Here is a 26,407-nt window from a genome sequence, read left to right as displayed (position 1 = left end):
GCATGAGCACCATCATCCTGCTCACCGTCACCGGCCTCGGCCTGGGGGCACTCTATTTCCTGGTCGCCTCGGGCCTGTCCCTGATCTATGGACTCATGGGTGTGCTGAATTTCGCCCATGGATCCTTCCTGACCCTCGGCGCGTTCATCGGCTGGCAGGCGGCCCAGGCGCTCGGCGCCGGCGGCTGGGGCGTGTTCCTGATATCGCTGGCAGTCGGAGCCGCCACCGGCGCGGTGTTTGCCGCATTGACCGAACGGATCCTCATCCGACCGCTCTACCAGCGCCACATTGAGCAGGTGCTGGTGACCGTGGGGTTGTCCCTTGCTTCAGTGGCCCTGTTCGAAGGTATCTGGGGAACAGACCCGTCTTTCATCACCGGACCTGCCTGGCTGAAGGAAACCACGGACATTCTCGGCGCCCGGATCCCCAATGACCGGTTCGTCGCCATCCTTGCCGCAGCCCTTGTCCTGGGCGGGCTGCTGCTGTTCCTGAAGAAGAGCCGGTACGGCATGATCATCCGGGCCGGCGTGGAAAACCGGTCCATGGTCACGGCCCTCGGCATCGATGTCCGCAAAGCCTTCACCCTGGTCTTCACCATCGGCGGCGCAGCTGCGGGCATGGGTGGCGTGCTCGCCAGCCACTACTTCGGTTACGTGTCACCGCTGCTGGGCGGTTCACTGCTGATCTTCGCGTTCATCGTGACGGTCATCGGTGGCCTCGGATCGCTGACCGGTGCCGCTCTGGCCTCCGTAGCCGTGGGGATCCTTCAGCAGTTCGCAAACTTCTACTGGGGCGTAGGCGACTTCGTGGTGGTCCTGCTCCTCGCCGCAGTTCTGCTGGCCAGGCCCGCGGGACTCATGGGAAAGGCGGTAACGGCATGAGCGCAGCCCAGCTTCGGGAGGACACCAAGGCTCCGCCTCCGGCTCAGCAGCAAGGCAAAGCACGACGCCGTCCTGCCGCCTGGATAGCGGGCGCGGCAGGAGTGCTGGTCCTCGCCGTGCTGCCGCTGTTCAATCTGTCGCTTCCGGGCCTGCTTCCCGGCCCCACCTACACACCGGGCTCACTGCAGCTGATGGCCCTCTGCATGCTGATGGCGGCCGCAGCACTGACCTACCACCTGCTGCTCGGCGTCGCGGGCATGCTGTCCTTCGGGCACGCACTGTACTTCGGAGCCGGCGTGTACGGCCTGGCGATCATCCTGGACCGGACCGGCCTGCCGCTGCTGCCGGCCATGGCACTGACCCTCGTGGTGGTGATCGTGCTGGCCAACCTGACCGGCGCCGTCGCGCTCCGGGTCACGGGCATACCGTTCGCTATGGTGACGCTCGCGTTCGCCCAGGCCGGGTCCGTGATGGTGCGGCGGAACCCGGAAGGTGCCACCGGGGGAGAGGAAGGACTGAGTCTCGCCACGGAGCACGTGCCGTCCTTCCTGGTCGGTGTGGCGAACACCCGCAATCTGTACTGGCTGGCGCTCGCCGCCCTCGTCGCAGTCTTCCTGGTGACGGCCTGGATCCAGCGCAGCCGTGCCGGCCACGTCGCAGCGGCCGTGCGGGAGAACGAAATGCGCGTCCGGGTGCTGGGGCTGCAGCCCTATCTGGCCAAGCTCCTGATCTTCGTCGTCGCGGGGACGCTGGCCGGCGTGGTCGGCATGACCTACCTGCTGCTGCAATCCGGTGCGGTGCCGCGGGCGGTGTCCTCCGACTTCACTATCACCCTGCTGGTCATGGTGGTCCTGGGCGGTGTCGGCTCACGCTGGGGAGCGGTCCTGGGCGGTGTGGTCTACACGCTGCTGGACCAGCGCCTGACCGCACTCGCCAACTCCGACGCGATCGACGGGCTGCCGCGGATCCTGCAGATTCCGCTCTCCGAGCCCATGTTCATTCTCGGTACGCTGTTCATCTTGGTGGTGCTGTTTCTGCCCGGCGGACTTGCCGGGGCAGCAGCACGGCTGCGCAGCCGCGAAGCCGCCCGCCGGCCACAGCAGATCCTGGAGGAAGCCGGATGAGTTCCCTGCACACCCTGGGCCGCTGGACGGCTGACCGCGCGCTGTCCACTCCGGACCGCACCGCGATCGATGACCGCGGTGTACCGCTGAGCTACCGGGATCTGGAGGCCAGGTCCACAGCCCTGGCCGGCGCGCTCAAGGACTCGGGCTACCGTCGCGGTGACCGCATTGCCACGGTCACCGGCAACAGCGCGGACCACGTGGTGGCCTTCTTTGCCTGTGCCAAGGCCGGGCTGGTCCTGGTTCCGCTGTCCTGGCGGCTCTCGGCACGTGAGCTCGCTGCCCAGCTCGCGCTCGCAGACCCGGCTCTGCTGCTGGTGGAGGAGGAGTTTTCCGCCGTCGCCATGGAGGCGGCAGCGCGCCTGGCTGTTCCGCCGCCGTCGGCCGCCCTGGGACGCACCGGGGTTGAGTCCGGGCCGCCCGCCCCGCTGCGGCTGCTGGAGGAGAACGGCCCCAGCGGGGACACCGTCCTGGACGGTGATCCGCTGCTAATGGTCTTCACCTCCGGCACCGAGGCGGAGCCCAAGGCCGTGGTGCTCAGCCACGCGAACTGTTTTTGGACCAACCTGTCGCTTTCCCGTACCGCGGAGATCGGCAGCAGGGACGTCGTGCTGGCGGTGCTGCCGCAGTTCCACGCCGGAGGCTGGAACATCCAGCCGCTGCTGGCCTGGTGGACCGGTGCCACCGTGGTGCTTGAACGCACTTTCGACGCCGGCCGGGTACTGGCGCTGATCGAGGACCGGAAGGTCACCACCATGATGGGAGTTCCGGCGCATTACCTGATGCTCGCCTCCCATCCGCGCTTCGACCGGACGGACCTCTCCAGCCTGGGCCGCGCCGTCGTTGGTGGAGCGCCCATGCCGGCGCCGCTGCTGCGGACCTGGCATTCGCGCGGTGTCGCCCTGGCCCAGGGGTACGGCCTCAGCGAAGCCGGTCCGAATGTGCTGTGTCTTCCGGAGGAGGAAGCCGGCGCCCGCGTAGGCATGGCAGGCAAGCCGTATCCGCACGTGGACGTCGCCGTCGCGGACCCGGTAACCGGGGAACACCTGGACGGACCGTGTAAGGGGGAGCTGCTGGTCTCCGGGCCCGGAGTCTTTTCCGGCTACTTCCGCAATCCCCAGGCCACGGCGGCCGCCCTGGCCGGAGGCTGGCTGCACACCGGTGACCTGGTGGAGCGCGACGCCGGCGGTTACCTGCGGGTGATCGATCGGCTCAAGGACATCTACATCTCCGGCGGGGAAAACGTCTCCCCGGCAGAGGTGGAAGCAGTCCTGCTGGAGCATCCGGCCGTGGCTGAGGCAGCCGTCGCAGGCGAGCCGGACCCGCGCTGGGGCGAAACCGGCGTCGCCTACGTGGTGCGGCGTTCCGGCACCGCTCCGGATGCCCAGGACATCCTGGAGCACTGCGGAGTGCGGCTCGCCCGGTACAAGGTGCCGACGCGCGTCGAATTCGTGGACACCCTGCCACGCACCTCGCTGCACAAGGTAGCCCGCTCCCGGCTGCGCAGCGCCGGAAACCTTCACCCCGCAACCCCCAACCGGCAGGACACCGCATGAGCACCACACCCAGGACAGCACGCGGCACCAGGACCCGGGCACGGCTGGTCGAAGCCGCTGAACAGGTCTTCGCATCGGTGGGGTACCACGATGCCTCGATCGTGAAGATCACCGAGCAGGCAGGGGTCGGGCTGGGCACCTTCTACCTCTACTTCGACGGCAAGCAGGCCATCTTCGACGAGGTGGTGGAAGACCTGAACCGGCGCGTCCGCCAGGCCATGACCGAGGCAGCGAAAGCCGCCGCTAACCGGATCGAGGCCGAACGCGAAGGATTCCGGGCGTTCTTCCGGTTCACCGCCGAACATCCGGCGCTCTACCGGATCATCCGGCAGGCAGAGTTTGTTTCACCCGGCGCCCTGCGCATGCACTACACACGGATAGTTCACGGCTACGTGGAGGGCCTCAAAGCAGCGCGCGACGCCGGTGAGATCCGCCCGATGGACGTGGACACCGTGGCCTGGGCACTGATGGGCATCGGCGAGATGCTCGGCATGCGCTGGGTCCTGTGGCATGCCGACCGGGAGGGCGGGGGGCCCGCTCCCGAGATTCCGGAAGCGGAATTCGAGGAAATGATGCGGTTTATCGAACGAGGCATGGCGCCCGAGGCGCCGGCAGACGGAGGTGGAGCATGAGCAGCACTGAAGCAGTTCTTCCCGCGGGCCTGGAAGGCAGAACGGCACTGGTCACCGGAGGCGGCTCCGGAATCGGGGAAGCCTGCGCCCGCACCTTCGCGGCCCTGGGCGCCAAGGTCACGGTGGCGGACGTCAACCGGGAAGCCGCCGAGCGGGTCGCTGCGGCCACCGGAGGAACAGCGTGGGAAGTGGATCTCAGCGACACCAGGGAACTGGAAAACCTGTCCCTGGACACAGACATCCTGGTCAACAACGCGGGCATCCAGCGGATCAATCCCATCCAGGACTTCGACCCGGAGACGTTCCGCCTCATCCACCGGCTGATGGTTGAATCGCCCTTCCTGCTCATCCGCGCCGCGCTGCCGGGAATGTACGAGCGCGGGTTCGGCCGGATCATCAACATCTCTTCCGTCCACGGACTCCGGGCCTCCGCCTTCAAGAGCGCCTACGTCAGCGCCAAGCATGCCCTGGAAGGACTCAGCAAGGTCACTGCGCTGGAGGGCGGGCCGCACGGCGTCACGTCCAACTGCATCAACCCCGCCTACGTACGCACTGCACTGGTTGAGGCGCAGATCGCTGACCAGGCGCGGATCAACTCGATTCCCGAAGAGGAAGTAATTGCCTCGGTCATGCTTACCGAGTCCGCGGTGAAGCGGCTGGTGGAGCCGGAGGAAGTCGCGTCCCTGGCCGCGTGGCTCGCCGGGCCCGGCGCCGGGATGGTCACCGGGGCGTCCTACACCATGGACGGCGGGTGGAGCGCGCGATGAGCAGCTACACCAGCGCCGAAGTTCCCGTCCGGGGCGGCACCCTGCACACCGGCATCTGGGGTCCGAACGACCCCCAGGCCCCGGCAATCCTGGCCATTCACGGTGTGACGGCGTCGCACCGTACCTGGGGCATGGTGGCCGCCGCGCTGCCGGACGTGCGCGTGATCGCACCGGACCTGCGCGGCAGGGGACGCAGCAATACGCTGCCCGGACCGTACGGGATGCCGGTGCATGCCGATGACCTCGCCGCGGTGCTGGAGGCACTAACAGTGCCCAGCGCCGTCGTCGTTGGCCATTCAATGGGGGCGTTCGCGGCACTGGTGCTGGCAAACCGCCACCCGCACCTGGTGGAGTCGCTGGTGCTGGTCGACGGCGGCCTGCCGCTGGACGTGCCGTCCGGACTAAGCGACGAGCAGGTCATCCAGGCCGTGCTGGGCCCCGCTGCCGAACGGCTGGAGCAGGTGTTCGAGTCCCCGGCGGACTACGAGCAGTTCTGGGCCCCGCACCCCGCCTTCGCCGGTCACTGGAATGACCTGCTGCGTGATTACCTGGCCTACGACCTGCAGCCGCACGGCAGCGGGTTCCGTGCTGCCACCTCCACCCAGGCGCTCCTTGAGGACACGGCCGAGCTGCACCGCGGCACCGCGCTCCTGCAGGCACTGGACCAGCTCGCCCACCCGGTGCAGCTGCTGCGGGCTCCGCGCGGGCTCCTGGACGAGGAACCGGGGCTGTACTCGCCGGACTACATTGCTTCCTGGCAGGCCAAACTGCCGGACCTGCGGATCAGCGACGTACCCGGTACGAACCACTACACCATCGTCATGGATGATCCCGGTGCCGCCGCTGTTGCGGGTGTGCTCGCCGGGGAGGCTGTGTCCCGGCGGCTGCCGGCAGGGGAGGCACCAGCCAGCTGAGTCGTCTGCGAAGTCCCCGGGAGGGGGCAGCTGCTTCCGGCGACACACCACGCGCCGATCAGACCGGTGGCTGGATCCGCTGGCTATAGTCGAAAGGCCGGTTCCCTGCTCCCAAGGCCAAAGGCCCTTGCCGTTCCGGCTGCTACGTAAGGGCATGAAACAGTAATGATCACTTTCGACAACGTCACAAAGGTCTACGACCGGAAGTCCAGGCCCGCCCTGAACTCCGTCAGCCTCGACGTAGACCGCGGCGAGTTCGTCTTCCTGGTGGGTGCCTCCGGGTCGGGCAAATCGACGCTCATCCGACTGGTGCTGAAGGAGGAACACGCGACGCGGGGAACCGTGTACGTGGCCGGCTCCAACGTGGCCAAGATTCCCAGCTGGCGCGTGCCGCGCCTGCGCCGCGGCATCGGCGTCGTCTTCCAGGACTTCCGCCTGCTGCCCAACAAGACCGTCTTCGCCAACGTTGCCTTCGCGATGCAGGTCATTGGCCGTTCGCGTGCCGTCATCCGCGATTCGGTTCCGGAGGTCCTGAAAACAGTTGGCCTGGAAGGCAAGGACAACCGGCTCCCGCACGAACTCTCCGGCGGCGAGCAGCAGCGCGTTGCCATCGCCCGTGCCATTGTGAACCGGCCGGGCATCCTGCTTGCGGACGAGCCCACCGGCAACCTCGATCCCACCACCTCACTGGGAATCATGAAGGTACTGGACCGGATCAACCAGAACGGCACAACCGTTGTCATGGCAACGCATGACCATGACATCGTCAACGCGATGCGCAAACGGGTCATCGAACTCCGCAACGGCCAGGTTGTCCGCGACGAACGCGAAGGTATCTACCTGGCGACGGCGATGCAGCCGGTAGTGCCGGCGGCCGGCACGGATGCCGTCAGCGAGAAGGATCCAGCCGCAGCCGCTCCGGCAGCCGGCACAGTGTCCGCTTCCAGCCGCCCCGAGGCGGCGGGCACTCCCGGCAGCGCTGAACAGGGCAGTGCCAAACAGGGCAGTGCCAACGAGGGCAGTGCGAAACAGAACAGCACGGCCGGGTCGGAGGTCTCCGAATGAGGATGGCTTTTGTCCTGGGCGAAATCGGCTCAGGGATCCGGCGCAACCTGTCCATGGTGGTCTCCGTCATCCTGGTGACGTTTGTATCCCTTACCTTCGTGGGTGCAGCCGGCCTGCTGCAGATGCAGATCAACCAGATGAAGGGTTACTGGTATGACCGCGTGCAGGTGGCGGTCTTCCTCTGCGTGGACAACGATGTTTCCCCCTCCTGTGCCTCGGGCGCCGTCACCGACGAGCAGCGCAGCGCGATTGAGGCGAAGCTGAATTCAGCGGAGTTCGAGCAGTACATCGATACCGTACATTTCGAGGACCAGGAAACCGCCCTGGGCCATTTCCGTGAACAGTTCGCGAATTCCCCCATCGTTGACAGCGTTACCGCGGACCAGCTGCCGGAAACTTTCCGGGTATCCCTGGTGGACCCGGAAAAGTACGAGGTCATCAATGAGGCGTTCTCTTCGATGCCGGGCGTTGAATCCGTGAGTGACCAGCGCGAACTCCTGGAGAAGGTTTTCTCCTTCATGAATATCGCGTCCCTGGTGGCGCTGATCGTCGCTGTGCTGATGCTGGTGTGCGCCATCCTGCTGATTGCCACCACCATCCGGCTGTCCGCATTCAGCCGGCGCCGCGAAACCGGAATTATGCGCCTGGTGGGCGCTTCCAAGGCAGTGATCCAGCTGCCGTTTGTCCTGGAGGGCGTGATCGCGGCGCTGATCGGTGCGGTCCTGGCCTCCGGAACCCTTTGGGCCGTGGCGCACTTCTTCATTGGCATGCTGGCCCGTCAGTACCCGGCTACTGCCTTTATATCTGCACGTGAAGTGCTACTTTTGAGCCCGGTACTCCTGATTCTGGGTACATTACTGGCTGGAGTCTCCTCACTGCTGACGCTGAGACGCTATATCAAGGTCTAAAGTGTGGGCACCGGTCACAAGGAAAGCAGAACGCTACATGTATGGTCTCGCCGATGAATGACAACCAAGGTATCCCGCCGGGGGGCGCAGCAATACCTGCTGCGCGGCTGGATGCTGCGCGGAAAACGGCCGCGGCAGGGGCAGCCATGCTCCTGGCAGTGGTCCTTTCCCTAGCCGCCGTCCTCACTCCTGCCCAGGCCGATGAGCTGGACGACCGCAAGAATGCATTGCAGGCGGAGCAGCAGCGCGTTCAGGAAGAATATGAATACCTGGACGCTGACATTGCAAAGACTGTGGCCCAGCTGAACATCTACCAGAACGAAGAGCTGCCCGCCGCGCAGTCCGTGCTGGCAGACGCCGAGGGGCGGGTCACCACTGCGTCAGCCAAGGTGGGGGCGCTCACCGATCGGGTTGCCCTGGCCCAGGAGAGCCGCAACAAGATCGCTGCCCAGATCGAAGAGGACCGCAAGGCCCTGGACGAAACCCAGAAAGTGATTGGGCAGATCGCCAGCCAGGCCTATAAGAGCGGGGGAGTGCCCTCCAGCCTGAGCCTCATGTTCGGGGCCAACGGTGCTGACAGCCTTACCGATTCCATGGGCATGGCCGGGCAGGCGCTGCGCGGACAGAACGCCGCCGTCGAACGCCTTTCCCAGCAGGCCGCGACCAACGTGAACTCTGAAGCGCGGCTCACCGCGGTTGAAGAGGAGATTTCCTCGCTTAAGGCACAGGCTGAAGAGGCGCTGCGTGCGGAGCAGGCAGCCCGCGACGAAGCCGCCGCCGAGAAGGAAAAGGTGGACAGCCTCATCGCCAGCGCCGAGGAACTGAACGGCCAGCTCGAAGCCAAGAAGCCTGTCATCCAGGCGAAGCTCGCGTCGATCCAGTCGGAGCAGGCGGCCGTCCAGGCTGAGATTGCCGAACGCCAGCGCATCCTGCTCGAAGAGGCACGCCGTGCCGAGGAAGCCAGGATCGCTGAAGCAAACCGGCGCGCGGCGGAAGAAGCCGCACGCAACAACCAGCCTGCTCCGCCTCCCCAGACCGTCCAGCCGACCAACCCGTCGGCCTTCGGCCTGCGCTATCCCGTCAGCGCACCGCTGACTTCCGGTTTTGGCTGGCGTGCGACGCCGGCAGGAACCATCGATTTCTCCGGCACCGGCGGTTACCTCCACTCCGGGATCGACTTCGGAGCCCAGTGCGGAACGCCGGTCTACGCGGCTGCTGCCGGTGAAGTCTGGCGCTCGGACACCGGCGGCGGGGAAATGATCGGTACCGGTAACCGGATCGTGCTGAACCACGGTGTGATTGGAACGAGTGCCCTGGCAACGAACTACTACCACCTGAGCAGCCGGATGGTTTCTGCAGGGCAGTGGGTCAACGCCGGACAACTGATTGGCTACGTGGGTACCACTGGTAACTCCACGGGCTGCCACCTGCACTTCGAGACCATGCTCAACGGACAGCTCGTGAATCCCATGGGACTGCTCTAGGGCCTAGAATGGGTGTTTCGCCTCCGGGCAGGTATCCGGGGGTGAAACTACCGCGAGACGCAACGCTACGAAGGAGAGTTGAACCGTGCCCAAAGAAAGTGGCCGAAAAGTCGTGGCCACCAACCGCAAGGCCCGGCACAACTACGAGATCCTCGACACCTATGAGGCGGGGATGGTGCTGATGGGCACTGAGGTGAAGTCCCTGCGTGAGGGCCGCGCGTCCCTGGTGGACGGGTTCGCGACGTTCTACAACGATGAACTCTGGCTCGAGGCCGTCTACATTCCGGAGTACCTGAACGGCAGCTGGACCAACCACTCTGCCCGCCGCAGGCGCAAGCTGCTGCTGCACCGCGAGCAGCTGGACAAAATCTCGCAGAAAATCCGCGAATCAGGTTTCACCATCGTGCCGCTCCAGCTGTATTTCCTGGACGGCCGCGCCAAGGTTGAAATCGCCGTCGCGCGCGGTAAGCGCGACTATGACAAGCGGCAGACCCTGCGGGAAAAGCAGGATAACCGCGAGGCACTGCGGGAGATGCGGGCCAAGAACCGGGGAGCGTAGTGAGCGGAACGTTCTGGGAAGCGCAGCCTGAGGAGGATGCCCCGGAACAGGGCCGTAAACCGCTGTGGGCATGGGCTGTCGCAGCAATCGACCTGCTGGTCGTGGCTGCGGTCGTTCCGGTGGTCATCCTGGTTGCGGTGCCGTTTTTCGTGGTTTTCTACGTGTACCTGGCGCAGCTGCTGGTGTGGATTTCGCCGGTGCTGGTCGCTGCGAACGCCGTGCTGTTCGGCTGGGCTTTCCGCAGGAAGTATGCCGGCATGACGGCCCTGACGATCCTTTCGGTGTTGTTCGTGCTGCTCTCAGTGCTGGTGCTTCTGCTCTGGGGCGCGCCGGTTACCGTTTTCGGCCTGACGTTCTAGCCCAAATGCGTTATAGTTAACGGTCCGGCCGGTTGCGGTACGGACACATCAGTTTGGTAACTGAATACGGGGATGACAGGTTTCGACGATGTTAGTCGCGACAGGTGAAGCGGGCCGAGGATGCAGGGTTATCTCGTAAACGCTCTCTGCAAACCAATAAGTGCCGATTCTAAGCGCACTGACTTCGCTCTCGCTGCCTAAGCAGCGGGCATAGTCCGTCAGACCGGGAATGCTCTCGTCCCGGATCCTGGCGTCATTTAGAGGGCCACTGCTGAGTACTCTTGCCGTTGGAGTGCTTGGGACTTTTAGACGGCTGGGCCCGGATCAGCCACTTGTTCACATGATGGCTGGGGCCAAGAAAATCCAACGTGAACTGCGCCCGGAGAAGCCCTGACAACACGACATCGGACGGGGGTTCAATTCCCCCCATCTCCACGAACCACAAAAGCACCTCGGCCTTCGGGCCGGGGTGCTTTTTGTGTTCTGGGTGCTCTGCTTACCACTGGCGGGGCCTGGCGGGTGCTTTGCTTACCACTGGCGGGTCGTGGAGGGGCCGGCTAGGACTCTCCGTCCTGGTAGTACTGGCTGGAAAGTCCGTACTCCGGGTCCAGCGTGGAGCGCTGCATCTGGTGTTCCGGCGGGTTCTCCCGGCAGGGAGACACTGCGAGGACTTCCACCCACGGACGCCCGCTGTTCCGGTAGGTCGCCGTGAGGTTCACATCATCCAGGGAGTACATCAGGACCCGGATGTCTCCGAGCTCGTCCGGGGGATACGTGACCTCGTCCTGGAGTTCCCAGCCTTCCGCGTCCAGCCATTGGCCGATGCGGTCCAAGGCGGCGTTGGCTGTGCCGCCGTCGGGCACTTCACCCGAGGCGATACCGAGCCAGCGGGTTTCCAGCTGCTGCTCCTCGATCTCCGGGCGCAGGCAGGATTCCTCCCGCAGGTCCTCGATCCTGAGTCCGGAACCTGCCTGCTCTGCCAAAGCGGGCAGGAGCTGCTCAAACCGCTGCATAAGCTCCGGCGAGGTCTCACCCACGGGATCCGGTGCTTCTTCGGTATTCACGGCACAGCCTCCCAGGAATGCGATTAGGACGGTTGCGGCGGCAAACACGCCGCCTTGGCGCAGCTTCAATTTTCGAGACTCTCGGTGCTCACGGTCGGCATCTTCCTTCTCACGTAGTCTTCCGGGTGATCCTCCAACGGACTTTCCCAGTAGGAGTAACCGAACCCGTGATGGAACACCTCTTCAACGTACAGGCTCACCCGGCCTCCCTCGATCACCCCTTGGATGTTCGCTGCGGAGGTTGACCCCTCGACGAAGTAGTCCGAGTGACCCTTCATCACTGTGTCCGGGTCGAAAGGATCCAGGAATCCGGATTCGAGGCGTATGGCGCCCATCTGCGTTTTGGGATTCCCGCCGCTCCAGAAAGACCCGCTGTGGAACCCGCCGCCGGCCACCTGCGCCACCGTGATCGGGTCATCTCGGGTTTGGATCCAGTAGCGGTTTGCACTTGGACTGGCTGTGTCCTGTGGACCCGAGACCTCGTGGCCTGTCCCGGCAGGTGCTACGTAAACGATATTCGTGGCATCCAGTCCCTCCCGCTCACCGGTGCCGAGCATCGATCCTCCGGCACTGTAACCGACGTAGGTGCTGCGGGCATCTTCCGCCAGCTCAAGGTCCAAGGCGTGGTCGAAAGCGGCCAGGAGCGGTCCGCCGTCCTCGTTATACGAGCTGGTCACATTGTGGTGGAGCTCATCCGGCAGATCGGCTCCCTGCCAGTAGAAGGACAGCTTCTCCGGAATTGGGTCACCGTCGACGGAATCCAACCGGTCCGTGTAGCCTCCCACGGAGCTCAGGTCCGCCCCGGTGCCGGGCACCAGGACTGCCGACGTCGTGACAGAGTCAGAGGGTGTCCCCTTCATGGTGACGATCCGCCCGTCTCCCTCAACACTGATCAGGACTATCTGGATACCGTGGTCAAGGACGTAATCCAACCCCTTCAGTTTGTCCTTCAGCCGGCCCGTTTCGGCCTGCCACGCCGTGTGGTCGTTGTTCCATCGAATTGCTGAGGCGCGGTCGTGCCCGTAATCGGAGAGCCTCGGTTCCCCAAGAGCGGCCAGATCCTGCTTAAGAGTGTGCTGGTAGCCGGCGGCCGTGATCGTGTTGGCGTGGACCCGGGAGGCAAACGGCACCCCGTTGAGTGCGCCAAACACCGCGGGATACAACAACAGGAGCTTTTCCTGGTCTGCCGCGGGCAGTTGCAGCCAAGCAGCGCGGATGGCTGCAATTCCTTCCTCTGACAAGCTGTCCTGGAGGACGGCAGACAGGGCAGCCTCCGGGCTTCCCTCCGGGAACGGTCCCATCAGCCGATTGGCGGCCAGCAGTGCAGCAGCGTCCGGGTTTGCCTCGGTCCAGGCCCGCAGCTCTGCCGTGTCCAGGCCGCGCAGGGACTCCAGGAGCAAGGCGGGGGACACCGCACCCAGCCGGTCATCCAAGGTCACCGTGAGGGCACTCCACTGAACGTCCGGGAGCACAGGCCCTCCGGTCCTCGCCGTCATGGGCAGTCCGTCTCCGGTGCCGCCGGATACCGCGGCCAGCCGGGCGGCAGTCTCCTCCTGGAGGGTGTTCCATTTCCCGGTGAGCTCACCGGCACGGGTATTGAATTCGTCCAGGGCCCTCCGGGCTGCAGGGTCATCTTCGGCTGGGGCTGAGGATGGCCGTTCTGCCTCAAGCGTCCGGCACTCGTCACTCAGGATAGCGGCGGCTGCAGCGAAGTCCTGGATGATGCCGGCAGCTGCAGCAAGGGCGGAGCGCCAGCCGGCCATGGGGCCGGGCAGAGAGTCCATGGCCGTGTGCACCAGGTCCTGGGTTCCAGGCTCCCGGTACGCCGGAACCACGCGTTGCCAGGCTGCCGCGGCATCGGTGAGGTAGCTCTCGGCTACTCCTGCCCGCACCCGAAGGTCCTCAGCGGCAGCATCAAGGTTGGTCCAGTTCCCGGAAATGTCGGGAAGCGCAGAGCCGGTCATCATTGCTCCAGGAACTTCAGCCTGCCCGTTTGCGGCGGGGGAGTCGGGGAGTAAGCGGTGGGCAGCTTAGCGAGCGCAGACTCGGCGGCGGCACCCATGTGGCCGTCAGCTTCCACATAAGCCGCCGTGGCGTCAGCCAAGGCTGAGGTTTTCCGGAAAACCAGGCTGGCGATGATGTCCGCAACGTCCCGTCGCGGATCCCAGAACTGGGAAAACGCCCCGGCGACAACTTCAGCAGAGCCAAAACTGCCGGCCAGCTGGTCGGCACTGGATCCTGCGTCTTTTCCGGCGTCAAGCAGGGCCTGGCCGTCGGCAGCGACATCCACGATGGCTGCGTGGATAACACCCGGCTGGATCTGGTACTGCAATGTTCCCCCTGGAGATGATGGACATCATCGTTAGTGCAGACTCTGCTGCATCTGGCGCCGGAAGTCGATGGGCAGAACTACCCATGCCGTGCCGGCGGGCTCCGGCCCCTAACAACGGACGCCTGCCGGACATCGCCCCGAACCTCTAGGAAGCGCACGGACGGTCACCGGCCATCCCTTCGGTGCGGCTCCCGGGCTCCGGCCCCAAACAACGGACGGTCACCGGCCAACCCTCCGGAGCGGCTCCCTGGCACCGGCCCCCGCCAGCCCTTGGTAAGCTTGGAAGAAGCCCTTCGCCCGCCGCGCTGCCCACGCAGTGTCCGGCTTCCGGCGCGGAGACGCCCCTTTCCACCGCACCCATCACTGACCTGCTGCTCCGTATTTCGCGCGCCCTGTGCGAGTCCGGAGCGCTGCGACGTGCCCCCACGCCCCGCGGCGGGAAGACACGCAATACCGTAGGAGAAGCGCCACCCCCATGCAGTCCGCCCCCGCCGAAACGTCCGCAGAAACCCCCGTAGATTCCAGTTCCCTGTCCCTGTTCGACCGCCGCTATGAGCCCAACGTGGCTGAGGTCAACCAGCTGTGCGACACCCTGGCCGAGCTCAAGCCCGGCAGCGAGGTTCCGTACGTGGACCCGCAGCATGACGTGGACGAAGCCCGGATTGTGAGCCTGTTTTCGAACAACGGTCCCGCCCATCCGTCAGGCTTCATTACCGCAGGGAGCGATGAAGCCATCACCCGCCTCCTCGGCGTTCACTGGCAGGTAGGGCTGCAGCCGAAATACGTGATGCCGTGGAACGTCCATCCCTGGTACACCCCGGGCGAGCCGCACACGAAGCTCACCAAGGAAGAAGTAGCGGAGGGCCTGAAGCCGCTGCTGCGTTTCCTGGCACTGGTCCCGCGCGCATCGGTGATCGTGGCGCACGGCACCGAAGCGCAGCGCCTGGCGGCCGCGTTCCTTAAGACCGAGAACCGGATGATCTACCGCCGCAGCCTCAAGGTCTACAAGGCCCGCTCGGCAGAGGGCCGTTCCTTCGGCGCTACCGAGGAACGCCAGCAGGAGTCACTGGCCGAAATGCGGATTGTCTACAAGGACGCGATGGCGCGCACCGGTCTGGCGGCAACCGGCCGCTGAGCAGAGCCTCTAACGCTGAGGGCCGAAAACCTAGTTCGCTTCGTTCACCGGAACATCGACGATTCCGGTGAAACGGGAACCAACACCCTCATATTCGCTGCGGACGCTGCCCGCGGGAACCTCGGGCAGCTCCCGGTCACTGTGGTCATAGCAGGCGACAAAGGTGAAGCCGGGCCACCACTTCTTGGGGCGGGCCGTCTCGCGGAAGCCGCAGACCGCGCACTCCAGGTGGACCCAGACCGGCCGCTTACCGGTACGGTTGGCGCGGGACTGCGCCAGCCAGGCCGGAGGATTGGCATCGAGTTCATTCAGCTCGGCCTGCTCCAGCCGCGCCGGGATTCCGTGCTTGGCAGCCATTTCGAGCGGAATATCAAGGTACTGGGCTGCTTGGCGTCGAGTAATCATCAGTTAAACGATACGGCAGGGCACGACGGCGATTTCCCGCCGTCGTGCCCTGCCGTTTATTCTCAGCCCCTGGCTGCTGCAGCCTAGTCCGCTTCGGCGAAGGCCTTCCGCAGATTCTCTTCCTGCTCCCTGGACAGGTTCGTGGCAATCAGCGAGGCTCCCGGGAAGCCATCCTTGAAGGCGTCGAGGACCCTGTCCTCCACGGCGTCAGAGGACAGGACAAACAGGGCAGACGTGCCCGGAGTGACTTCCTGGCGGATCTGCTTGATGAAGTTGTCATCGATGCCGACGTCCACCATCGAGCCGGAGAGTGCGCCGATGGCCGCTCCGACGGCTGCGCCGATCAGCGGGATGAAGAAGATCAGGCCGAACAGCAGGCCCCAGAAGCCGCCGCCCAGGGCACCGGCTCCGGCCATGTTGTGTTCCTGGATGGTCCGGGGCTTTTTCTTGTCCCGGGGCCAGGTGACGATTGCCTCATCCTGCACGTTGATGAGGTTTTGGGACTCGAGGCTGGCCAGGGTCTGTGTCGCCCTTTCAGCCGCGTCCGCGTCGGGGAATTTCCAAACGGTGAGTGTTGCCATGGCAGATGCTCCAAACAGTTGGGATCCAGGCACTATCCGGCGTGTGCCAGGCACACGGACGGTTAGAGTAGGTGCCACGCTAGCCAGCGCCTGCTGCCCCGGGCAAGGGAAGAGGGCCGTCGACGCCCCGCGGAAGCCAACTCTTCGTCCGGTCCCTGTCCCGCAGTGTTGCGCGGCCGTAGACTCATGTCTGCGGCCGCGCCCGGACCGCTGACCCAGGAGCCTGAATGAGGGACCTTTCCCGCCCGGCATGGTGGACCAACGCAGTGGTCTACCAGATCTACCCGCGCAGTTTCCAGGACACCACGGGAGACGGCATTGGGGACCTGACCGGGATCATCCGGCGGCTGGATTACCTGCAGGAACTCGGGGTCGATGTGTTGTGGCTTTCGCCCATCCACCAGTCGCCGCAGCGGGACAACGGGTATGACATCAGCAACTACTGGAAAGTGGATGCGGTGTTCGGGACCGAAGAGGAATTTGACCGGCTGCTTTCCGAGGTCCATGCCCGTGGAATGAAGATGATCATGGACCTGGTGATCAACCACACCTCCACCGACCACGAGGCGTTTAAACGCTCCATGTCCTCCCGAGACAATATCTCCCGCGACTCGTACTACTGGCGGGATCCGCGCCTGGGGTTCCGCGGCGGTGATCCCGGTGCCGAACCCAACAACTGGGGATCCCTGTTCGGCGGTTCCGCCTGGACCTGGCACGAACCGACCCAGCAGTACTACCTGCACATCTTTTCGCGTCACCAGCCGGACCTGAACTGGGCGAGCACCAGGGTCCGCAACCGGATCTACGCGATGATGAACTGGTGGATGGACCGCGGCATAGACGGTTTCCGGATGGACGCCGTGAACTTCATCTCGAAGGACCAGCGCTTCCCTGACAGCATGATCCAGTTCGGCGGTGTCTGGGGAGACGGTTCCCCGTTCTTTACGTCCGGACCCCGCGTGCACGAGTTTGTGCAGGAGATGATGCGCGCAGTCTTCGCGCACCGCAGTGAGGACTACCTGGTTGTCGGAGAAACTACGGGGGCGACCGTCGACGAAGCACGGCTCTTCACTGATCCCTACCGGAACGAACTGGACATGCTTTTCCAGTTTGAGCACGTCAACCTGGACCACGGACCCGGCGGCAAGTGGGACCGCCGTCCGGTAAACCTCCGGGACCTGAAGACGTCCTGGAACCGGTGGCAGCGCGGACTGGCCGAGCGGGGCTGGAACAGCCTTTACCTCAGCAACCATGACCAGCCGCGCCATCTTTCCAGGTACGGCAACGACGGCGTCTTCCGGTATGAGTCCGCCACGCTGTGGGCGACCCTGCTGCACATGCAGCGCGGGACTCCCTTTATCTACCAGGGGGAGGAAATCGGTATGACGAACGCCGGGTTCACGCGGGTTGACCAGTACCGGGACGTCGAATCATTGAACTACTACGCGGACTCGACGGCCCGCGGGATGGACCCGGAGACCGTCCTGGAGATCCTGGGACACGCCAGCCGGGACAACGCCAGGACACCCATGCAGTGGACCCCGGAACCTGCGGCAGGGTTTACGGACGGTGTGCCGTGGATCGGGCTGGGGCCCAGATACCGGGAAATCAACGTTGAACAGGACCTCGCCGCACCACAATCCATCTACCGCTACTACCAGCAGCTGATCCGGCTCCGCCATGAGCTGCCGGTAATTGCGACGGGTGACTTTCAGCTCCTGCACGCACACCATCCGGCACTTTTTTCCTTCAGCCGGAGCCTGGGGGAGATGAGCCTGGGCGTGATGGGAAACCTCTCCGGGCTCGAGCAGGCCATTCCCGCAGACCTGCAGGAGGGCGAACTGATCCTGGGGAACTACGGCGCAGAACGGCGGAAGGAAGTGCTTGGTCCCTGGGAAGCCCGCGTTCTTGATATCAGCGGGCTTCCCTAGGCGCACTATTCTCCGGTGAGGGCGGTGCCGTAGAGCTTCAGCAGCCCGGCCGTTCCACCCTGGTCCATGGCCCGGCGCTGGCGCTCGGACCCGGTACCGGTGTCCCGGATGTCCTGCAGTCCGGCGCGAACCCACTCCGCGTCATTCTCGGCGTCGAGCGCTTCGGAGACGAAGTCCAGCAAGGCTTGGACGCGGTCCGCTGCAGGGACCAGCTTGGCGCTGACCGGATCCACTAGCTGGCCGGTCAGGCCCTCGCGGGCGGCCTGCCACATGGCGGCGTCAAGCAGCTCGGCTTCCGGGACCGGCCTGTCGATTCCCCGGCCCGCTTCCTCGACCGCCGTGCTCACCAGCCCGCGGACCAGGGCCGCGATCAGCACGGAGTCCCGCGCGCGCAGCTGTGCGTCGCCGGCCCGCACCTCCAGGGTGGGATAGGAATCTGACAGCCGTGCCATCCAGGTCAGGACACCCCGGTCGATAATCGCCCCGGTGGACACCAGCTGTGCCACGCGGCGTTCGTAGTCTGCCGCATCCTTGAAGGTGGGAGGGCAGCCCTGGACCGGCCAGCGGCGGTAGTGGACCACGCGCCAGCTGCCGAAACCGCTGTCCCGTCCCAGCCAGTAGGGAGAGTTGCAGCTCAGCGCCACAATGGCGGGCAGCCACTCGCGGATGCGGTTCAGTGCCTGGACCCCGGCTTCCCGGTCCGGAATCGATACATGGACGTGCAGTCCGTTCACGAACTGGTCGCCGACGATTCCCGGTGCGCTTTCACGCAGCTGCCGGTAGCGTTCCTTGTCCGTCAGCTCCGGGTAGTGGTCCTCAGTGAACGGTGCAGATGCCGTTCCGGACGCCACGACCGAAGCTTTGCGCGCAGCGGCTTCAAGCTGCCCGCGGAAGTTCAGCAGGTACTCTTCCGCTTCGGTCAGCGTGGCGGAGACCGGTGTGGCGGTTTCGATCTGGCAGCTGAGCAGCTCGCGCTGGATCTCACCTTCGGTCACGCGCGGAGAGCGGTGCAGATAGCCAGCAACTTCCTCCGCCTTGTGCACCGGGAGCCCGGAAACCGGGTCCAGCAGCAGGTACTCTTCCTCGATGCCCAGTGTTGCCATGCATCCCTCCAGATATTCATGGCTGCAGGCAACTACCCGCAGCACTTCCTGAAAAAGACTAGGGCCGAAGGGTGCCTGGAAGCCAAACGGGAAGCGTACTGAGGTTTTGTTGCGGCGTCAGGCACCGGATGTGAGGGAGGCTCCGTACAGGGCGGCGAGCCCGTCCCAGCCTCCGGCAGCATAGGCGGCACGCTGGCGGACCGCACCTGTACCTAGGGTGAGCATCCGCTGCACGCCCGCCGTGACGTAGTCCGCGTCTCCGTTGTCTTCCAGCACGGAACGGATGTGTTCTACCAGCGCAAAAACCTGGTCCGCGGCCGCAGACGGGTCCCCCTGAACATCCATCAGCCGCCCGCCCAGACCATACCGGGCTGCCTGCCACAGTCCGGCGTCGAGGAGTTCGGGATCCGGATGGATTCCGGGTGCCGCTTCTTCGGTCAGGACGAGTCCGCGCACCAGCGCAGCCAGGAGGACGGAGTCCGCCGCCTCCAGCTGCGCGTCACCTACGCGCACTTCCACGGTCGGATAACGCTCGGACAGTCTTGCTGCCCAGCCAATGTGTCCCGCATCCAGGACGGCGTCGGATCCGATGAGCCGGGAGAGCCTCCGATCATAATCGGCTGCATCGGCGAACTCGGGCGGGCAGCCCTGCACGGACCAGCGGCGGTAGTGGATCAGCCGCCAGCTGGAAAAACTGCTGTCCCTGCCGCGCCAGAAAGGGGAGTTGGCGCCCAGGGCAGCCAGGGTCGCAAGCCATGGGCGAAGCTTGTTCAGGGCGGTGATCCCGGCGTCCCTGTCCGGTACCGCAACATGGATGTGCGTACCGTTGACGTAGTGTTCGCCGGCAACGGCGCCGGTCAGCTCTCCCATGGACTGGTAGCGTTCGGTACCCGAGATCTCCGCCGGGCTGTTGGCAATCCGCGGAGCGGCACCGGAAACAACGACGCCGATGCCCGCCTCATCGGCCGCGCCGGCTATGGCGGTGCGGGCCTCCAGCAGGGAGGCACCTGCTTCGTCCAGCGTGTCACAAATGACCGTGGACGTTTCCAGCTGGCAGGCGAGGAACTCTGCCTGGCCGACCGGCGCTGGCGGTGCCGCCGGCGGGATGGCGGGAGACGACTCGAGTGCCCGTGACAGCCCGGCAGCGCGGGGCACGGGAATCCCCGTGGCCGGATCCACGAGCAGGAACTCCTCTTCAATGCCAAACGTCGCCATGCATTCCCCTGGTCGCCGAAGAATCCGCGAGCTGGGTGCCCGTTGGCTCAGTTTAGGGCAGGGCCGGGCCCCACCGGGAGAGGGCCGTGCCAAGTAGCACGCTTGTCCCGCCTAGGCCCGAACTGCCCGCCAGGTGAACGTGAGGTAGGGCAGCTGCAGCTCTTCTCCCGGCACATGGCCGAGGTGCTCGTACAGGTACCAGGAAAGGTTCGCCAGGACCTTGGATCGGGTCGTTTCAGGAGCGGAGAGATAGTAGGTCCGGGATTGCGCCAGCTCCGCAAGGTCCTCGGGAGTCATCGCCACGGACCAGGAAGTGGTGTGGAATTCCTGCAGCTTGAGCTCCGGTCCCAGTTCCGGACGGAACCCCGGGCGCAGCACGTCCCCTGCGTGGATGATCCGGGAAAAGCGGTGCACCCAGGGAACGCTGACGTCCAGCTGGTTCCAGACCAGTCCCGCAAATCCGTGAGGTGCCAAAATCCGGCTGAACTCCCGCGCGGAGGCCACCGGGTCGCACCAGTGCCACGCCTGCGCCACCGTCACGGCATCAAGCGAGGAATCCGGGAGTCCTGTGTGTTCGGCCGTGCCCTGGCCGGCAGGGACGTTCGGCAGCGACCGGGAGAGCTGGGCGAGCATGTCCGCGGACGGATCCACGGCGCGCACTGCGAAACCCGCAGACGCCAGGGCGGCGGTGTATTTGCCCGTACCGGCGCCGATGTCCGCCACTGACACGGATGCTGCCGGCCGTCCGGCAAGGGACGGGATGTCAAAGAGCCAGTCCACGGCGTCATTCGGGTAGCCGGGACGGATCCGGTCGTAGTGTTCGGCGCCGGTGCGGTAGCTGCCGCCCAGCTGACGGCGCCGCAGACCGTCGAGCTTGGGTCCGCTGGAAGCCACGTGGAGTCCTAGAAGAGGTCGTCGAGTTCGGGGTTGAGCCGCTGCAGTACTTCGTTGTGCAGCATTCCGTTAGTAGCCAGCGCGTTGCCGCCGAAGGGGCCGTCCTCGCCGTCAAGGGACGTGAACCGGCCGCCGGCCTCGGTCACGATTGGCACCAGGGCTGCCATGTCATACAGGTTGAGCTCCGGCTCGCATGCGATGTCCACTGCGCCCTCGGCCACCATGCAGTAGGACCAGAAATCGCCGTAGGCGCGGGTACGCCACACGGATTCGGTCAGGCCGAGGAACTCATCCAGGTTACCGCGCTGCTTCCACCCGGTGAGGCTGGAGTAGGACAGCGAGGCGTCGGCCAGATTCGAGACGTCGGAGACCCGCAGCCGGGTGGCCGAGGCGAGTGAACGGCCCATATAGGCACCGGTTCCCGTCGCTGCCCACCAGCGCTTGCCCAGCGCCGGCGCGCTGACGACGCCGACTACCGGAACGCCGTCGTCCACCAGCGCGATGAGGGTAGCCCAGACGGGCACGCCCCGCACGAAATTCTTGGTGCCGTCGATCGGATCCACAATCCAGCGCCGGGGACCGGAACCGGTGGAACCGAATTCCTCGCCGAGGACAGCGTCGCGCGGCCGGGCACGGGAAAGCTGCCCGCGGATGGCGTCTTCGGCTGCCTTGTCTGCGTCGGTGACGGGCGTCAGGTCCGGTTTGGTCTCGACCCGGAGGTCCTGCGCCTTGAACCTTGACATGGTCTGGTCGTCCACGGAGTCGGCCATTACATGGGCGAGACGCAGATCATCGTTGTAGTTCTGAACGAACGGCATACTTCAACTTATCGCTATTGCCGCCGCCCTGCCCACGTTTACGCAGGTGCGCGCGGCGTGTACCTCTCTGAAGAAGGCCTCCAGGATGTGCCGGCCGGGGTCTTAGGCCCTTACTGGGTGCCCAGTTCCTTGGCCTGGGCGCGGTTCTCGGTGCGCAGGCCGCCGGAGCCCAGCAGCCTTCGCAGCGAGGCGAGCCGTGCAGGTCCGGCCGGTCCGGCGTTTCCGGACTCAACCCACGGGTCGAGTCCGCAGTTGACGGCCTCGTCGTCATGGCGGCAGCCGCGCTCACAGTCTTCCGTGCCCGGCTCGAGGTCAGGAAAGGCGCTCAGGATCCGGTCCGGGTCCACGTGGGCCAGGCCAAAGGAGCGGATGCCCGGAGTATCGATGATCCAGCTGCCTGCCGGTGCATCCTGCACTTTCAGCGCCAGCGCAGAGGAGGACGTGTGCCGGCCCCGGCCGGTGACGGCGTTCACGCCGCCGGTGGCGCGGCGCGAACCGGTCAGCGCGTTCACCAGGGTGGACTTCCCGACGCCGGAGTGGCCCACCAGGACGCTCACCTTGCCCAGGAGATGCTCGTGCAGGGCGGCGACGGCGCCTCCGGCCAGGCGGGCGGAGAGGCCGTCGTCGGACTCGGAATCGATTCCCGCGTCGTCGGCCCGGGCCGTGCGGCTGATGACTACTTCCAGGTCCAGGTGCTCATAGTTGGCGAGCAGCTCCGCGGGATCCTTCAGGTCTGCCTTGGTGATGCAGAGGAGGGGTGAGATGCCGGCGTCGTAAGCCGCCACCAGGGCGCGGTCGATGAACCCTGTCCGCGGCTCGGGATTGGCGGCGGCAACCACAATCACCAGCTGGTCCGCGTTGGCTACCACTACCCGCTCCACCGGATCGGTGTCGTCCGCTGATCGGCGCAGCAGCGTGGCGCGCTCGTTGACCTTCACCAGCCGGGCCAGGCTGTCTGGGGATCCGCTGACATCGCCCACCAGACCCACCAGGTCCCCGGCAACCACCGGCGTGCGGCGCAGTTCCCGTGCCCGGGCTGCCGTGACTATGCGTTCCTGCGGGGTGTCTTCGTCCACGATCGCGGTGTAGCGGCCGCGGTCAACGGTGATGATGCGTCCCGTGACGGCGTCTTCGTGGGCGGGCCTGTCCTTGGTCCGGGGCCGCGAGCCCTTCTTGTTGGGCCGGATGCGGACGTCCGATTCGTCCCAGCCTGAGGTGCCTCGTGCCACGGCTAGTCCTCCTGCGCCGCCGTCGGCTCCGTACCGGCCACCAGGCCGGTCCAGAGCTGCGCGAATTCGGGCATGGTCTTGGATGTCGCCGCGATGTCCTCCACGACAACTCCGGGAACCGACAGACCCAGGATCGCTCCGGCGGTGGCCATGCGGTGGTCGGCGTAGGTGCCGAAAACGCCGCCGTGAAGCGGTGCAGGGCTGATGGCCAGGCCGTCGGCCGTTTCCGTGACGTTCCCGCCCAGACCGTTGATTTCAGTCCTGAGGGCTGCCAGCCGGTCAGTTTCGTGGCCGCGCAGGTGCGCTATGCCGGTCAGGACCGACGGCGTGTCGGCCAGTGCGCAGAGTGCGGCCACAGTGGGTGCCAGCTCGCTGGTATCGGCAAAGGTGCCGCCCCGCACCGCTCCGCTGCCGGTGACAGTCAGCACCCCGTCGGCGAGCTCTGCGGTGGCACCCATCTGAGGCAGGATTTCCCGCCACTTGTCGCCAACCTGGGTGGTCTGTTCGGGCCAGCCGGGGATGCTTACGCTCCCGCCGGTGGCCACGGCTGCGGCCAGGAACGGGCCGGCGTTGGACAGATCGGGTTCGATGTCCACATCGAAGGCCCTGACCGGTCCGGGCGCGACGCGCCACTCGTTGGGTACTGAGTCATCCACGGCCACTCCGCATTCCCGGAGCACCTGGACGGTCATGGCGATGTGGTCCAGGCTCGGAACCGTTTCCCCGGTGTGCACCAGGTGCAGGCCATCCGTGAAACGTGCGCCGGCCAGCAGCAGGGCGGAGACGAACTGGGAGGAGGCACCGGCGTCGATCTCCACGCGTCCGCCGGGAACGCCGCCGCGGCCGGTGACGCTGAAGGGAAGGGCGCCGCGTCCACCGTCCTCCACCTCAATGCCAAGGCCCCGAAGGGCCTCGACGGTCGCACCCATGGGACGCTGGCGAGCGTGCGGGTCCCCGTCGAACGCCGTGGTACCGGTCCGCAGGGCAGCCAGCGGCGGCACAAAACGCATGACGGTTCCGGCCAGGCCGCAGTCCACGTCGGTGTTGCCGGCAGCCCCTGCTGGAATCGGCTCCACCAGCAGGTCCGGGCCGAATGGTCCGCTGCCGGAAACCTCTGTGATTTCCGCGCCGAGGGACCGCAGCGCCGCAACCATCAGGGCGGAGTCCCGGGAATGCAGCGGAGCGCGCAGGCGGGAGGGTCCGTCCGCCAGGGCGGCCAGGACCAGATAGCGGTTGGTGAGGGATTTGGAGCCTGGAACCCTGACCACCCCGGTGACGGGGCGGCCAGGGGTGGGGGCCGGCCAGCCTTCTGCGACGGGCACGGATGTTTCAGTCATGGTGCTTAGGAACCTGCGATATCTGACGCGGTGCTGCGGACGGCGCGTTCTGCCTTGGCCAGCTGCTTGCGGGTCTGCTTGGTGACTTTCCGGGACCGGCGTCCGGCATCCTTGCCCATGGCACGCACGCTGCGCTGCGTGTCCTGCACCAGGTGCTCTGCACGCCAGGCCAGGCCCGGGCGGCCGTTGGTATCCACGGCCGCGAGGAGCACTCCGCCGATCAGCGAGAGGTTCTTCAGGAGCTGCGTCCGGCGTTCTTTCCGTCCCTCGGCCGTGGTGGCGTCCCCGTTGCGGTATTCAACGAGGGTGTTCACGCCGGCGGTCGCGGCGAGGACCAGCCCGGCCAGCCGGGAAAACTTGCCCAGGCCCAGCATGGCAGCGGCGCCGAGCTGGGCGGCGCCGAGGACACGGGCGACGGCGGCCGGGTTCAGACCTGCGGCAGACGGCACCACTGAACCCAGGCGGTCCAGGGTCGGAGTGAGCTGCTCGGCGGTCTGGTCGGCGTTGCGGAGCCGTTCCACGCCCGCTGCCGCAAAGCCGGCGGCGAGGAGCGGACGGGCTAGTTTTCGGACAATGCTCATGCGTGGCCTCCTGGGTTACGCCGAACCGGCGTGCATTCAATGATGATACGGGTGTGCCTGGCGGGACCCCCGTACGCAACGGATACTCCCTAGTCTGGCACCTTTGGGTCCCTTGCACACCTCGGCTGCTTAACGCCCGGCAGCCCGCTGTTTGGAATATCCGCAGGCGGGCGGCGGTTATTCATGGTGTCGGTCTCGCGCCGGCACCCGGTGCGCACGGCGCCGGTACGTCGGATGCGGAGTCGGAGGCTACGGATGGCAGGTTCGCTGGTCCAGGAGCGGAACACAGTGCAGGGGACCCTTCCCGGGTTGCTGGTGCGTGCACGCCCTCTACACTTGGACGTAATGAGAACTGATGTGCCGGAAGGCAGCCCACAGGTGGAAGATCCGGGCCTCGACGTCGCGTCCGAGCCCGAAGAGGCTCGTAAACTGCGCTTCGAGCGCGATGCCATGCAGTATGTGGACCAGCTTTACTCTGCTGCCATGCGCATGGCCCGCAACCCGGCAGATGCCGAGGATCTGGTGCAGGAAGCCTACACAAAGGCTTTCTCGGCGTTTCACCAGTACAAGCCGGGAACCAACCTCAAGGCCTGGCTCTACCGGATCCTGACCAACACGTATATCAACCTGTACCGCAAGCGCCAGCGTGAGCCGCTGCAGGCGAACTCGGACGGGGTGGAGGACTGGCAGCTTGCACGGGCTGCCGAGCACAGTTCATCCGGCCTCCGTTCGGCTGAAGCCGAGGCGCTGGACCACCTGCCGGACTCTGACGTCAAGAGTGCGCTGCAGGCCATCCCGGAGGAGTTCCGCCTGGCGGTCTACTTCTCGGATGTCGAGGGCTTCGCGTACAAGGAAATTTCAGAAATCATGAACACGCCGATCGGCACCGTGATGTCCAGGCTGCACCGCGGGCGCAAGATGCTCCGCGAGCTGCTGGCCGAGTACGCATACGAGCGCGGCATCAAGGGCAAGGCACAGAAGGCTGCCGCCGCAGCGGCGGAGAATCAGGGGAAGACACTATGAGCGATTGCCAGAGCCTGGGTGATTGCGATGACGCGCGCATCGAACGCCTGTATGAATACCTGGACGGCGCGCTTTCGCATGACGACCTGGTGGAAATCAAGGAGCACCTCGAGGGGTGCCCGGAATGCGCAGGGGAACATGACCTTGAGTGCGTCATCCGTTCCGTCGTGAAGCGTTCGTGCACCGAAGAGGCGCCGCAGACATTGAAGGCAAATATTCTTGCCCGGATCAGCCAGATCCAGTCAGTAGACCACTGACCTGGGCAGCTAAAGGAAAACCCCCGTCGCCGGAAGGCTGCGGGGGTTTTCTTTCGTTAGCGCGGAAAATCCGGCCGGACGTCCGAACTTAAGTGTTGGGACGCTTGCCGTGGTTTGCGCCGCCGCGCTTACGGTCACGACGCTTGCGTGCTCGCTTGCTCATGGCTGCCTCCTTCTTTCGCTTTCAAGTTCTGCCCTTCAGTCTCCCACACACTGTGCCCTCGGCGTAAATGCGGGACTTGTTCCTGCACGG

At 65.6% G+C, this 26,407-nt stretch carries 28 protein-coding genes and 1 other RNA gene; 16 read left to right on the top strand and 13 right to left on the bottom strand.

Annotated elements, in window-relative coordinates:
• Positions 1-2: 2 nt before the first annotated feature.
• From ACSLGO_RS17755 to ssrA, 12 genes are all read left to right on the top strand, one after another.
• Positions 3-881, top strand: a complete 879-nt coding sequence (locus ACSLGO_RS17755; RefSeq protein WP_152273558.1) for a branched-chain amino acid ABC transporter permease — start codon at positions 3-5, stop codon at positions 879-881.
• Positions 878-2,005, top strand: a complete 1,128-nt coding sequence (locus ACSLGO_RS17750; RefSeq protein ID WP_263127200.1) for a branched-chain amino acid ABC transporter permease — start codon at positions 878-880, stop codon at positions 2,003-2,005. Before ACSLGO_RS17755 ends, ACSLGO_RS17750 begins: the two co-directional genes overlap by 4 nt.
• Positions 2,002-3,561, top strand: a complete 1,560-nt coding sequence (locus ACSLGO_RS17745) for a class I adenylate-forming enzyme family protein (RefSeq protein WP_386917534.1) — start codon at positions 2,002-2,004, stop codon at positions 3,559-3,561. Before ACSLGO_RS17750 ends, ACSLGO_RS17745 begins: the two co-directional genes overlap by 4 nt.
• The gene (locus tag ACSLGO_RS17740) at positions 3,558-4,193 is read left to right on the top strand and encodes a TetR/AcrR family transcriptional regulator (protein ID WP_152273556.1); all 636 of its coding nucleotides are present in this window, start codon (positions 3,558-3,560) and stop codon (positions 4,191-4,193) included. The genes ACSLGO_RS17745 and ACSLGO_RS17740 overlap by 4 nt, the downstream gene beginning before the upstream one ends.
• Positions 4,190-4,960: a 3-hydroxybutyrate dehydrogenase gene (locus ACSLGO_RS17735; RefSeq protein ID WP_263127197.1), complete on the top strand. Its 771-nt coding sequence runs from the start codon at positions 4,190-4,192 to the stop codon at positions 4,958-4,960. The genes ACSLGO_RS17740 and ACSLGO_RS17735 overlap by 4 nt, the downstream gene beginning before the upstream one ends.
• Positions 4,957-5,874 carry an alpha/beta hydrolase gene (locus ACSLGO_RS17730; protein ID WP_325787898.1) on the top strand — a complete coding sequence of 306 codons (918 nt, stop codon included), beginning with the start codon at positions 4,957-4,959 and terminating at the stop codon, positions 5,872-5,874. The genes ACSLGO_RS17735 and ACSLGO_RS17730 overlap by 4 nt, the downstream gene beginning before the upstream one ends.
• 165 nt (positions 5,875-6,039) lie before the next feature.
• On the top strand, positions 6,040-6,939 hold the full coding sequence (gene ftsE / locus ACSLGO_RS17725) for a cell division ATP-binding protein FtsE (RefSeq protein WP_325787900.1): 900 nt from the start codon (positions 6,040-6,042) through the stop codon (positions 6,937-6,939).
• Positions 6,936-7,847 carry a permease-like cell division protein FtsX gene (gene ftsX / locus ACSLGO_RS17720; protein ID WP_152273552.1) on the top strand — a complete coding sequence of 304 codons (912 nt, stop codon included), beginning with the start codon at positions 6,936-6,938 and terminating at the stop codon, positions 7,845-7,847. The genes ftsE and ftsX overlap by 4 nt, the downstream gene beginning before the upstream one ends.
• Before the next feature lie 53 nt (positions 7,848-7,900).
• The gene (locus ACSLGO_RS17715; RefSeq protein ID WP_325787902.1) at positions 7,901-9,331 is read left to right on the top strand and encodes a peptidoglycan DD-metalloendopeptidase family protein; all 1,431 of its coding nucleotides are present in this window, start codon (positions 7,901-7,903) and stop codon (positions 9,329-9,331) included.
• 85 nt (positions 9,332-9,416) lie between these two features.
• A complete protein-coding gene (gene smpB / locus ACSLGO_RS17710) occupies positions 9,417-9,890 on the top strand; it encodes an SsrA-binding protein SmpB (protein ID WP_091603310.1) in 474 nt (157 codons plus the stop codon).
• On the top strand, positions 9,890-10,249 hold the full coding sequence (locus ACSLGO_RS17705) for a hypothetical protein (protein ID WP_436401602.1): 360 nt from the start codon (positions 9,890-9,892) through the stop codon (positions 10,247-10,249). Before smpB ends, ACSLGO_RS17705 begins: the two co-directional genes overlap by 1 nt.
• A 68-nt stretch (positions 10,250-10,317) precedes the next feature.
• Positions 10,318-10,687, top strand: a transfer-messenger RNA (tmRNA) gene (ssrA, locus tag ACSLGO_RS17700).
• 119 nt (positions 10,688-10,806) lie between these two features.
• On the opposite strand, the gene ACSLGO_RS17695 is transcribed toward ssrA, so the two are convergent.
• The 3 genes from ACSLGO_RS17695 to ACSLGO_RS17685 all read right to left on the bottom strand — a co-directional run bounded on the left by ACSLGO_RS17695 (position 10,807) and on the right by ACSLGO_RS17685 (position 13,645).
• A complete protein-coding gene (locus ACSLGO_RS17695; RefSeq protein WP_387004678.1) occupies positions 10,807-11,313 on the bottom strand; it encodes a hypothetical protein in 507 nt (168 codons plus the stop codon).
• 65 nt (positions 11,314-11,378) lie between these two features.
• Positions 11,379-13,277, bottom strand: a complete 1,899-nt coding sequence (locus ACSLGO_RS17690; protein WP_436401601.1) for a hypothetical protein — start codon at positions 13,275-13,277, stop codon at positions 11,379-11,381.
• Positions 13,277-13,645 (bottom strand): DUF6507 family protein, encoded by a 369-nt coding sequence (locus tag ACSLGO_RS17685; RefSeq protein WP_436401600.1) that lies wholly within the window; start codon positions 13,643-13,645, stop codon positions 13,277-13,279. The genes ACSLGO_RS17690 and ACSLGO_RS17685 overlap by 1 nt, the downstream gene beginning before the upstream one ends.
• 475 nt (positions 13,646-14,120) lie before the next feature.
• Here ACSLGO_RS17685 and ACSLGO_RS17680 point away from each other — a divergent pair, with 475 nt between their 5' ends.
• On the top strand, positions 14,121-14,780 hold the full coding sequence (locus ACSLGO_RS17680; RefSeq protein WP_325787908.1) for a uracil-DNA glycosylase: 660 nt from the start codon (positions 14,121-14,123) through the stop codon (positions 14,778-14,780).
• 30 nt (positions 14,781-14,810) lie between these two features.
• Here the strand turns inward: ACSLGO_RS17680 and ACSLGO_RS17675 are convergent, their stop codons facing one another.
• Together ACSLGO_RS17675 and ACSLGO_RS17670 are read right to left on the bottom strand one after the other, a co-directional pair.
• Positions 14,811-15,185, bottom strand: coding sequence for a hypothetical protein (locus ACSLGO_RS17675; protein ID WP_325787909.1), 375 nt, complete (start codon positions 15,183-15,185; stop codon positions 14,811-14,813).
• Between the two features lie 83 nt (positions 15,186-15,268).
• Positions 15,269-15,766 carry a DUF1269 domain-containing protein gene (locus ACSLGO_RS17670; protein WP_091603329.1) on the bottom strand — a complete coding sequence of 166 codons (498 nt, stop codon included), beginning with the start codon at positions 15,764-15,766 and terminating at the stop codon, positions 15,269-15,271.
• 227 nt (positions 15,767-15,993) lie between these two features.
• On the opposite strand from ACSLGO_RS17670, the gene ACSLGO_RS17665 reads away from it, so the two are divergent.
• Positions 15,994-17,697: a glycoside hydrolase family 13 protein gene (locus tag ACSLGO_RS17665; protein WP_325787795.1), complete on the top strand. Its 1,704-nt coding sequence runs from the start codon at positions 15,994-15,996 to the stop codon at positions 17,695-17,697.
• Positions 17,698-17,702: 5 nt separating this feature from the next.
• Here the strand turns inward: ACSLGO_RS17665 and ACSLGO_RS17660 are convergent, their stop codons facing one another.
• The 7 genes from ACSLGO_RS17660 to ACSLGO_RS17630 all read right to left on the bottom strand — a co-directional run bounded on the left by ACSLGO_RS17660 (position 17,703) and on the right by ACSLGO_RS17630 (position 24,874).
• Entirely contained in the window at positions 17,703-18,800 is a 1,098-nt protein-coding gene (locus ACSLGO_RS17660) for a carboxylate-amine ligase (protein ID WP_436401598.1), read from the bottom strand.
• Positions 18,801-18,917: 117 nt separating this feature from the next.
• Positions 18,918-20,015 (bottom strand): carboxylate-amine ligase, encoded by a 1,098-nt coding sequence (locus ACSLGO_RS17655; protein ID WP_436401597.1) that lies wholly within the window; start codon positions 20,013-20,015, stop codon positions 18,918-18,920.
• 111 nt (positions 20,016-20,126) lie between these two features.
• Complete coding sequence (locus ACSLGO_RS17650; RefSeq protein ID WP_436401596.1) at positions 20,127-20,909, bottom strand: class I SAM-dependent methyltransferase; 783 nt, start codon at positions 20,907-20,909, stop codon at positions 20,127-20,129.
• Between the two features lie 8 nt (positions 20,910-20,917).
• Positions 20,918-21,727: a histidinol-phosphatase gene (hisN, locus tag ACSLGO_RS17645; RefSeq protein ID WP_091603344.1), complete on the bottom strand. Its 810-nt coding sequence runs from the start codon at positions 21,725-21,727 to the stop codon at positions 20,918-20,920.
• 110 nt (positions 21,728-21,837) lie between these two features.
• Entirely contained in the window at positions 21,838-22,956 is a 1,119-nt protein-coding gene (gene rsgA, locus ACSLGO_RS17640; protein ID WP_091603347.1) for a ribosome small subunit-dependent GTPase A, read from the bottom strand.
• A 2-nt stretch (positions 22,957-22,958) separates the two neighbouring features.
• On the bottom strand, positions 22,959-24,293 hold the full coding sequence (gene aroA / locus ACSLGO_RS17635) for a 3-phosphoshikimate 1-carboxyvinyltransferase (RefSeq protein ID WP_436401594.1): 1,335 nt from the start codon (positions 24,291-24,293) through the stop codon (positions 22,959-22,961).
• A gap of 5 nt (positions 24,294-24,298) precedes the next feature.
• Positions 24,299-24,874 (bottom strand): DoxX family membrane protein, encoded by a 576-nt coding sequence (locus tag ACSLGO_RS17630; protein ID WP_436401593.1) that lies wholly within the window; start codon positions 24,872-24,874, stop codon positions 24,299-24,301.
• A gap of 255 nt (positions 24,875-25,129) precedes the next feature.
• Here ACSLGO_RS17630 and ACSLGO_RS17625 point away from each other — a divergent pair, with 255 nt between their 5' ends.
• Both ACSLGO_RS17625 and rsrA read left to right on the top strand, forming a co-directional pair.
• The gene (locus ACSLGO_RS17625; protein WP_436401592.1) at positions 25,130-25,897 is read left to right on the top strand and encodes a sigma-70 family RNA polymerase sigma factor; all 768 of its coding nucleotides are present in this window, start codon (positions 25,130-25,132) and stop codon (positions 25,895-25,897) included.
• The gene (rsrA, locus tag ACSLGO_RS17620; protein WP_091603356.1) at positions 25,894-26,154 is read left to right on the top strand and encodes a mycothiol system anti-sigma-R factor; all 261 of its coding nucleotides are present in this window, start codon (positions 25,894-25,896) and stop codon (positions 26,152-26,154) included. Before ACSLGO_RS17625 ends, rsrA begins: the two co-directional genes overlap by 4 nt.
• Positions 26,155-26,242: 88 nt before the next feature.
• On the opposite strand, the gene ACSLGO_RS17615 is transcribed toward rsrA, so the two are convergent.
• On the bottom strand, positions 26,243-26,317 hold the full coding sequence (locus ACSLGO_RS17615) for a 50S ribosomal protein bL37 (RefSeq protein WP_369299106.1): 75 nt from the start codon (positions 26,315-26,317) through the stop codon (positions 26,243-26,245).
• Positions 26,318-26,407: the final 90 nt, after the last annotated feature.

This window comes from Arthrobacter sp. IK3 (assembly GCF_051337705.1).
Classification (GTDB): Bacteria; Actinomycetota; Actinomycetes; order Actinomycetales; family Micrococcaceae; genus Arthrobacter_B; species Arthrobacter_B koreensis.
The sequence above is the reverse complement of the archived record's forward strand: the minus strand, read 5'-3'. Positions and strand labels throughout refer to the sequence as shown.

Bases quoted from the DNA above. Each gene is read 5' to 3' on its own strand.
- ACSLGO_RS17755 (WP_152273558.1), top strand. From the start codon at position 3: ATGAGCACCATCATCCTGCTCACCGTCACCGGCCTCGGCCTGGGGGCA.
- ACSLGO_RS17750 (WP_263127200.1), top strand. From the start codon at position 878: ATGAGCGCAGCCCAGCTTCGGGAGGACACCAAGGCTCCGCCTCCGGCT.
- ACSLGO_RS17745 (WP_386917534.1), top strand. From the start codon at position 2,002: ATGAGTTCCCTGCACACCCTGGGCCGCTGGACGGCTGACCGCGCGCTG.
- ACSLGO_RS17740 (WP_152273556.1), top strand. From the start codon at position 3,558: ATGAGCACCACACCCAGGACAGCACGCGGCACCAGGACCCGGGCACGG.
- ACSLGO_RS17735 (WP_263127197.1), top strand. From the start codon at position 4,190: ATGAGCAGCACTGAAGCAGTTCTTCCCGCGGGCCTGGAAGGCAGAACG.
- ACSLGO_RS17730 (WP_325787898.1), top strand. From the start codon at position 4,957: ATGAGCAGCTACACCAGCGCCGAAGTTCCCGTCCGGGGCGGCACCCTG.
- ftsE (WP_325787900.1), top strand. From the start codon at position 6,040: ATGATCACTTTCGACAACGTCACAAAGGTCTACGACCGGAAGTCCAGG.
- ftsX (WP_152273552.1), top strand. From the start codon at position 6,936: ATGAGGATGGCTTTTGTCCTGGGCGAAATCGGCTCAGGGATCCGGCGC.
- ACSLGO_RS17715 (WP_325787902.1), top strand. From the start codon at position 7,901: ATGAATGACAACCAAGGTATCCCGCCGGGGGGCGCAGCAATACCTGCT.
- ACSLGO_RS17690 (WP_436401601.1), bottom strand. From the start codon at position 13,277: ATGACCGGCTCTGCGCTTCCCGACATTTCCGGGAACTGGACCAACCTT.
- ACSLGO_RS17680 (WP_325787908.1), top strand. From the start codon at position 14,121: ATGCAGTCCGCCCCCGCCGAAACGTCCGCAGAAACCCCCGTAGATTCC.
- ACSLGO_RS17675 (WP_325787909.1), bottom strand. From the start codon at position 15,185: ATGATTACTCGACGCCAAGCAGCCCAGTACCTTGATATTCCGCTCGAA.
- ACSLGO_RS17670 (WP_091603329.1), bottom strand. From the start codon at position 15,766: ATGGCAACACTCACCGTTTGGAAATTCCCCGACGCGGACGCGGCTGAA.
- ACSLGO_RS17665 (WP_325787795.1), top strand. From the start codon at position 15,994: ATGAGGGACCTTTCCCGCCCGGCATGGTGGACCAACGCAGTGGTCTAC.
- ACSLGO_RS17660 (WP_436401598.1), bottom strand. From the start codon at position 18,800: ATGGCAACACTGGGCATCGAGGAAGAGTACCTGCTGCTGGACCCGGTT.
- ACSLGO_RS17655 (WP_436401597.1), bottom strand. From the start codon at position 20,015: ATGGCGACGTTTGGCATTGAAGAGGAGTTCCTGCTCGTGGATCCGGCC.
- hisN (WP_091603344.1), bottom strand. From the start codon at position 21,727: ATGCCGTTCGTTCAGAACTACAACGATGATCTGCGTCTCGCCCATGTA.
- aroA (WP_436401594.1), bottom strand. From the start codon at position 24,293: ATGACTGAAACATCCGTGCCCGTCGCAGAAGGCTGGCCGGCCCCCACC.
- ACSLGO_RS17630 (WP_436401593.1), bottom strand. From the start codon at position 24,874: ATGAGCATTGTCCGAAAACTAGCCCGTCCGCTCCTCGCCGCCGGCTTT.
- ACSLGO_RS17625 (WP_436401592.1), top strand. From the start codon at position 25,130: ATGGCAGGTTCGCTGGTCCAGGAGCGGAACACAGTGCAGGGGACCCTT.
- rsrA (WP_091603356.1), top strand. From the start codon at position 25,894: ATGAGCGATTGCCAGAGCCTGGGTGATTGCGATGACGCGCGCATCGAA.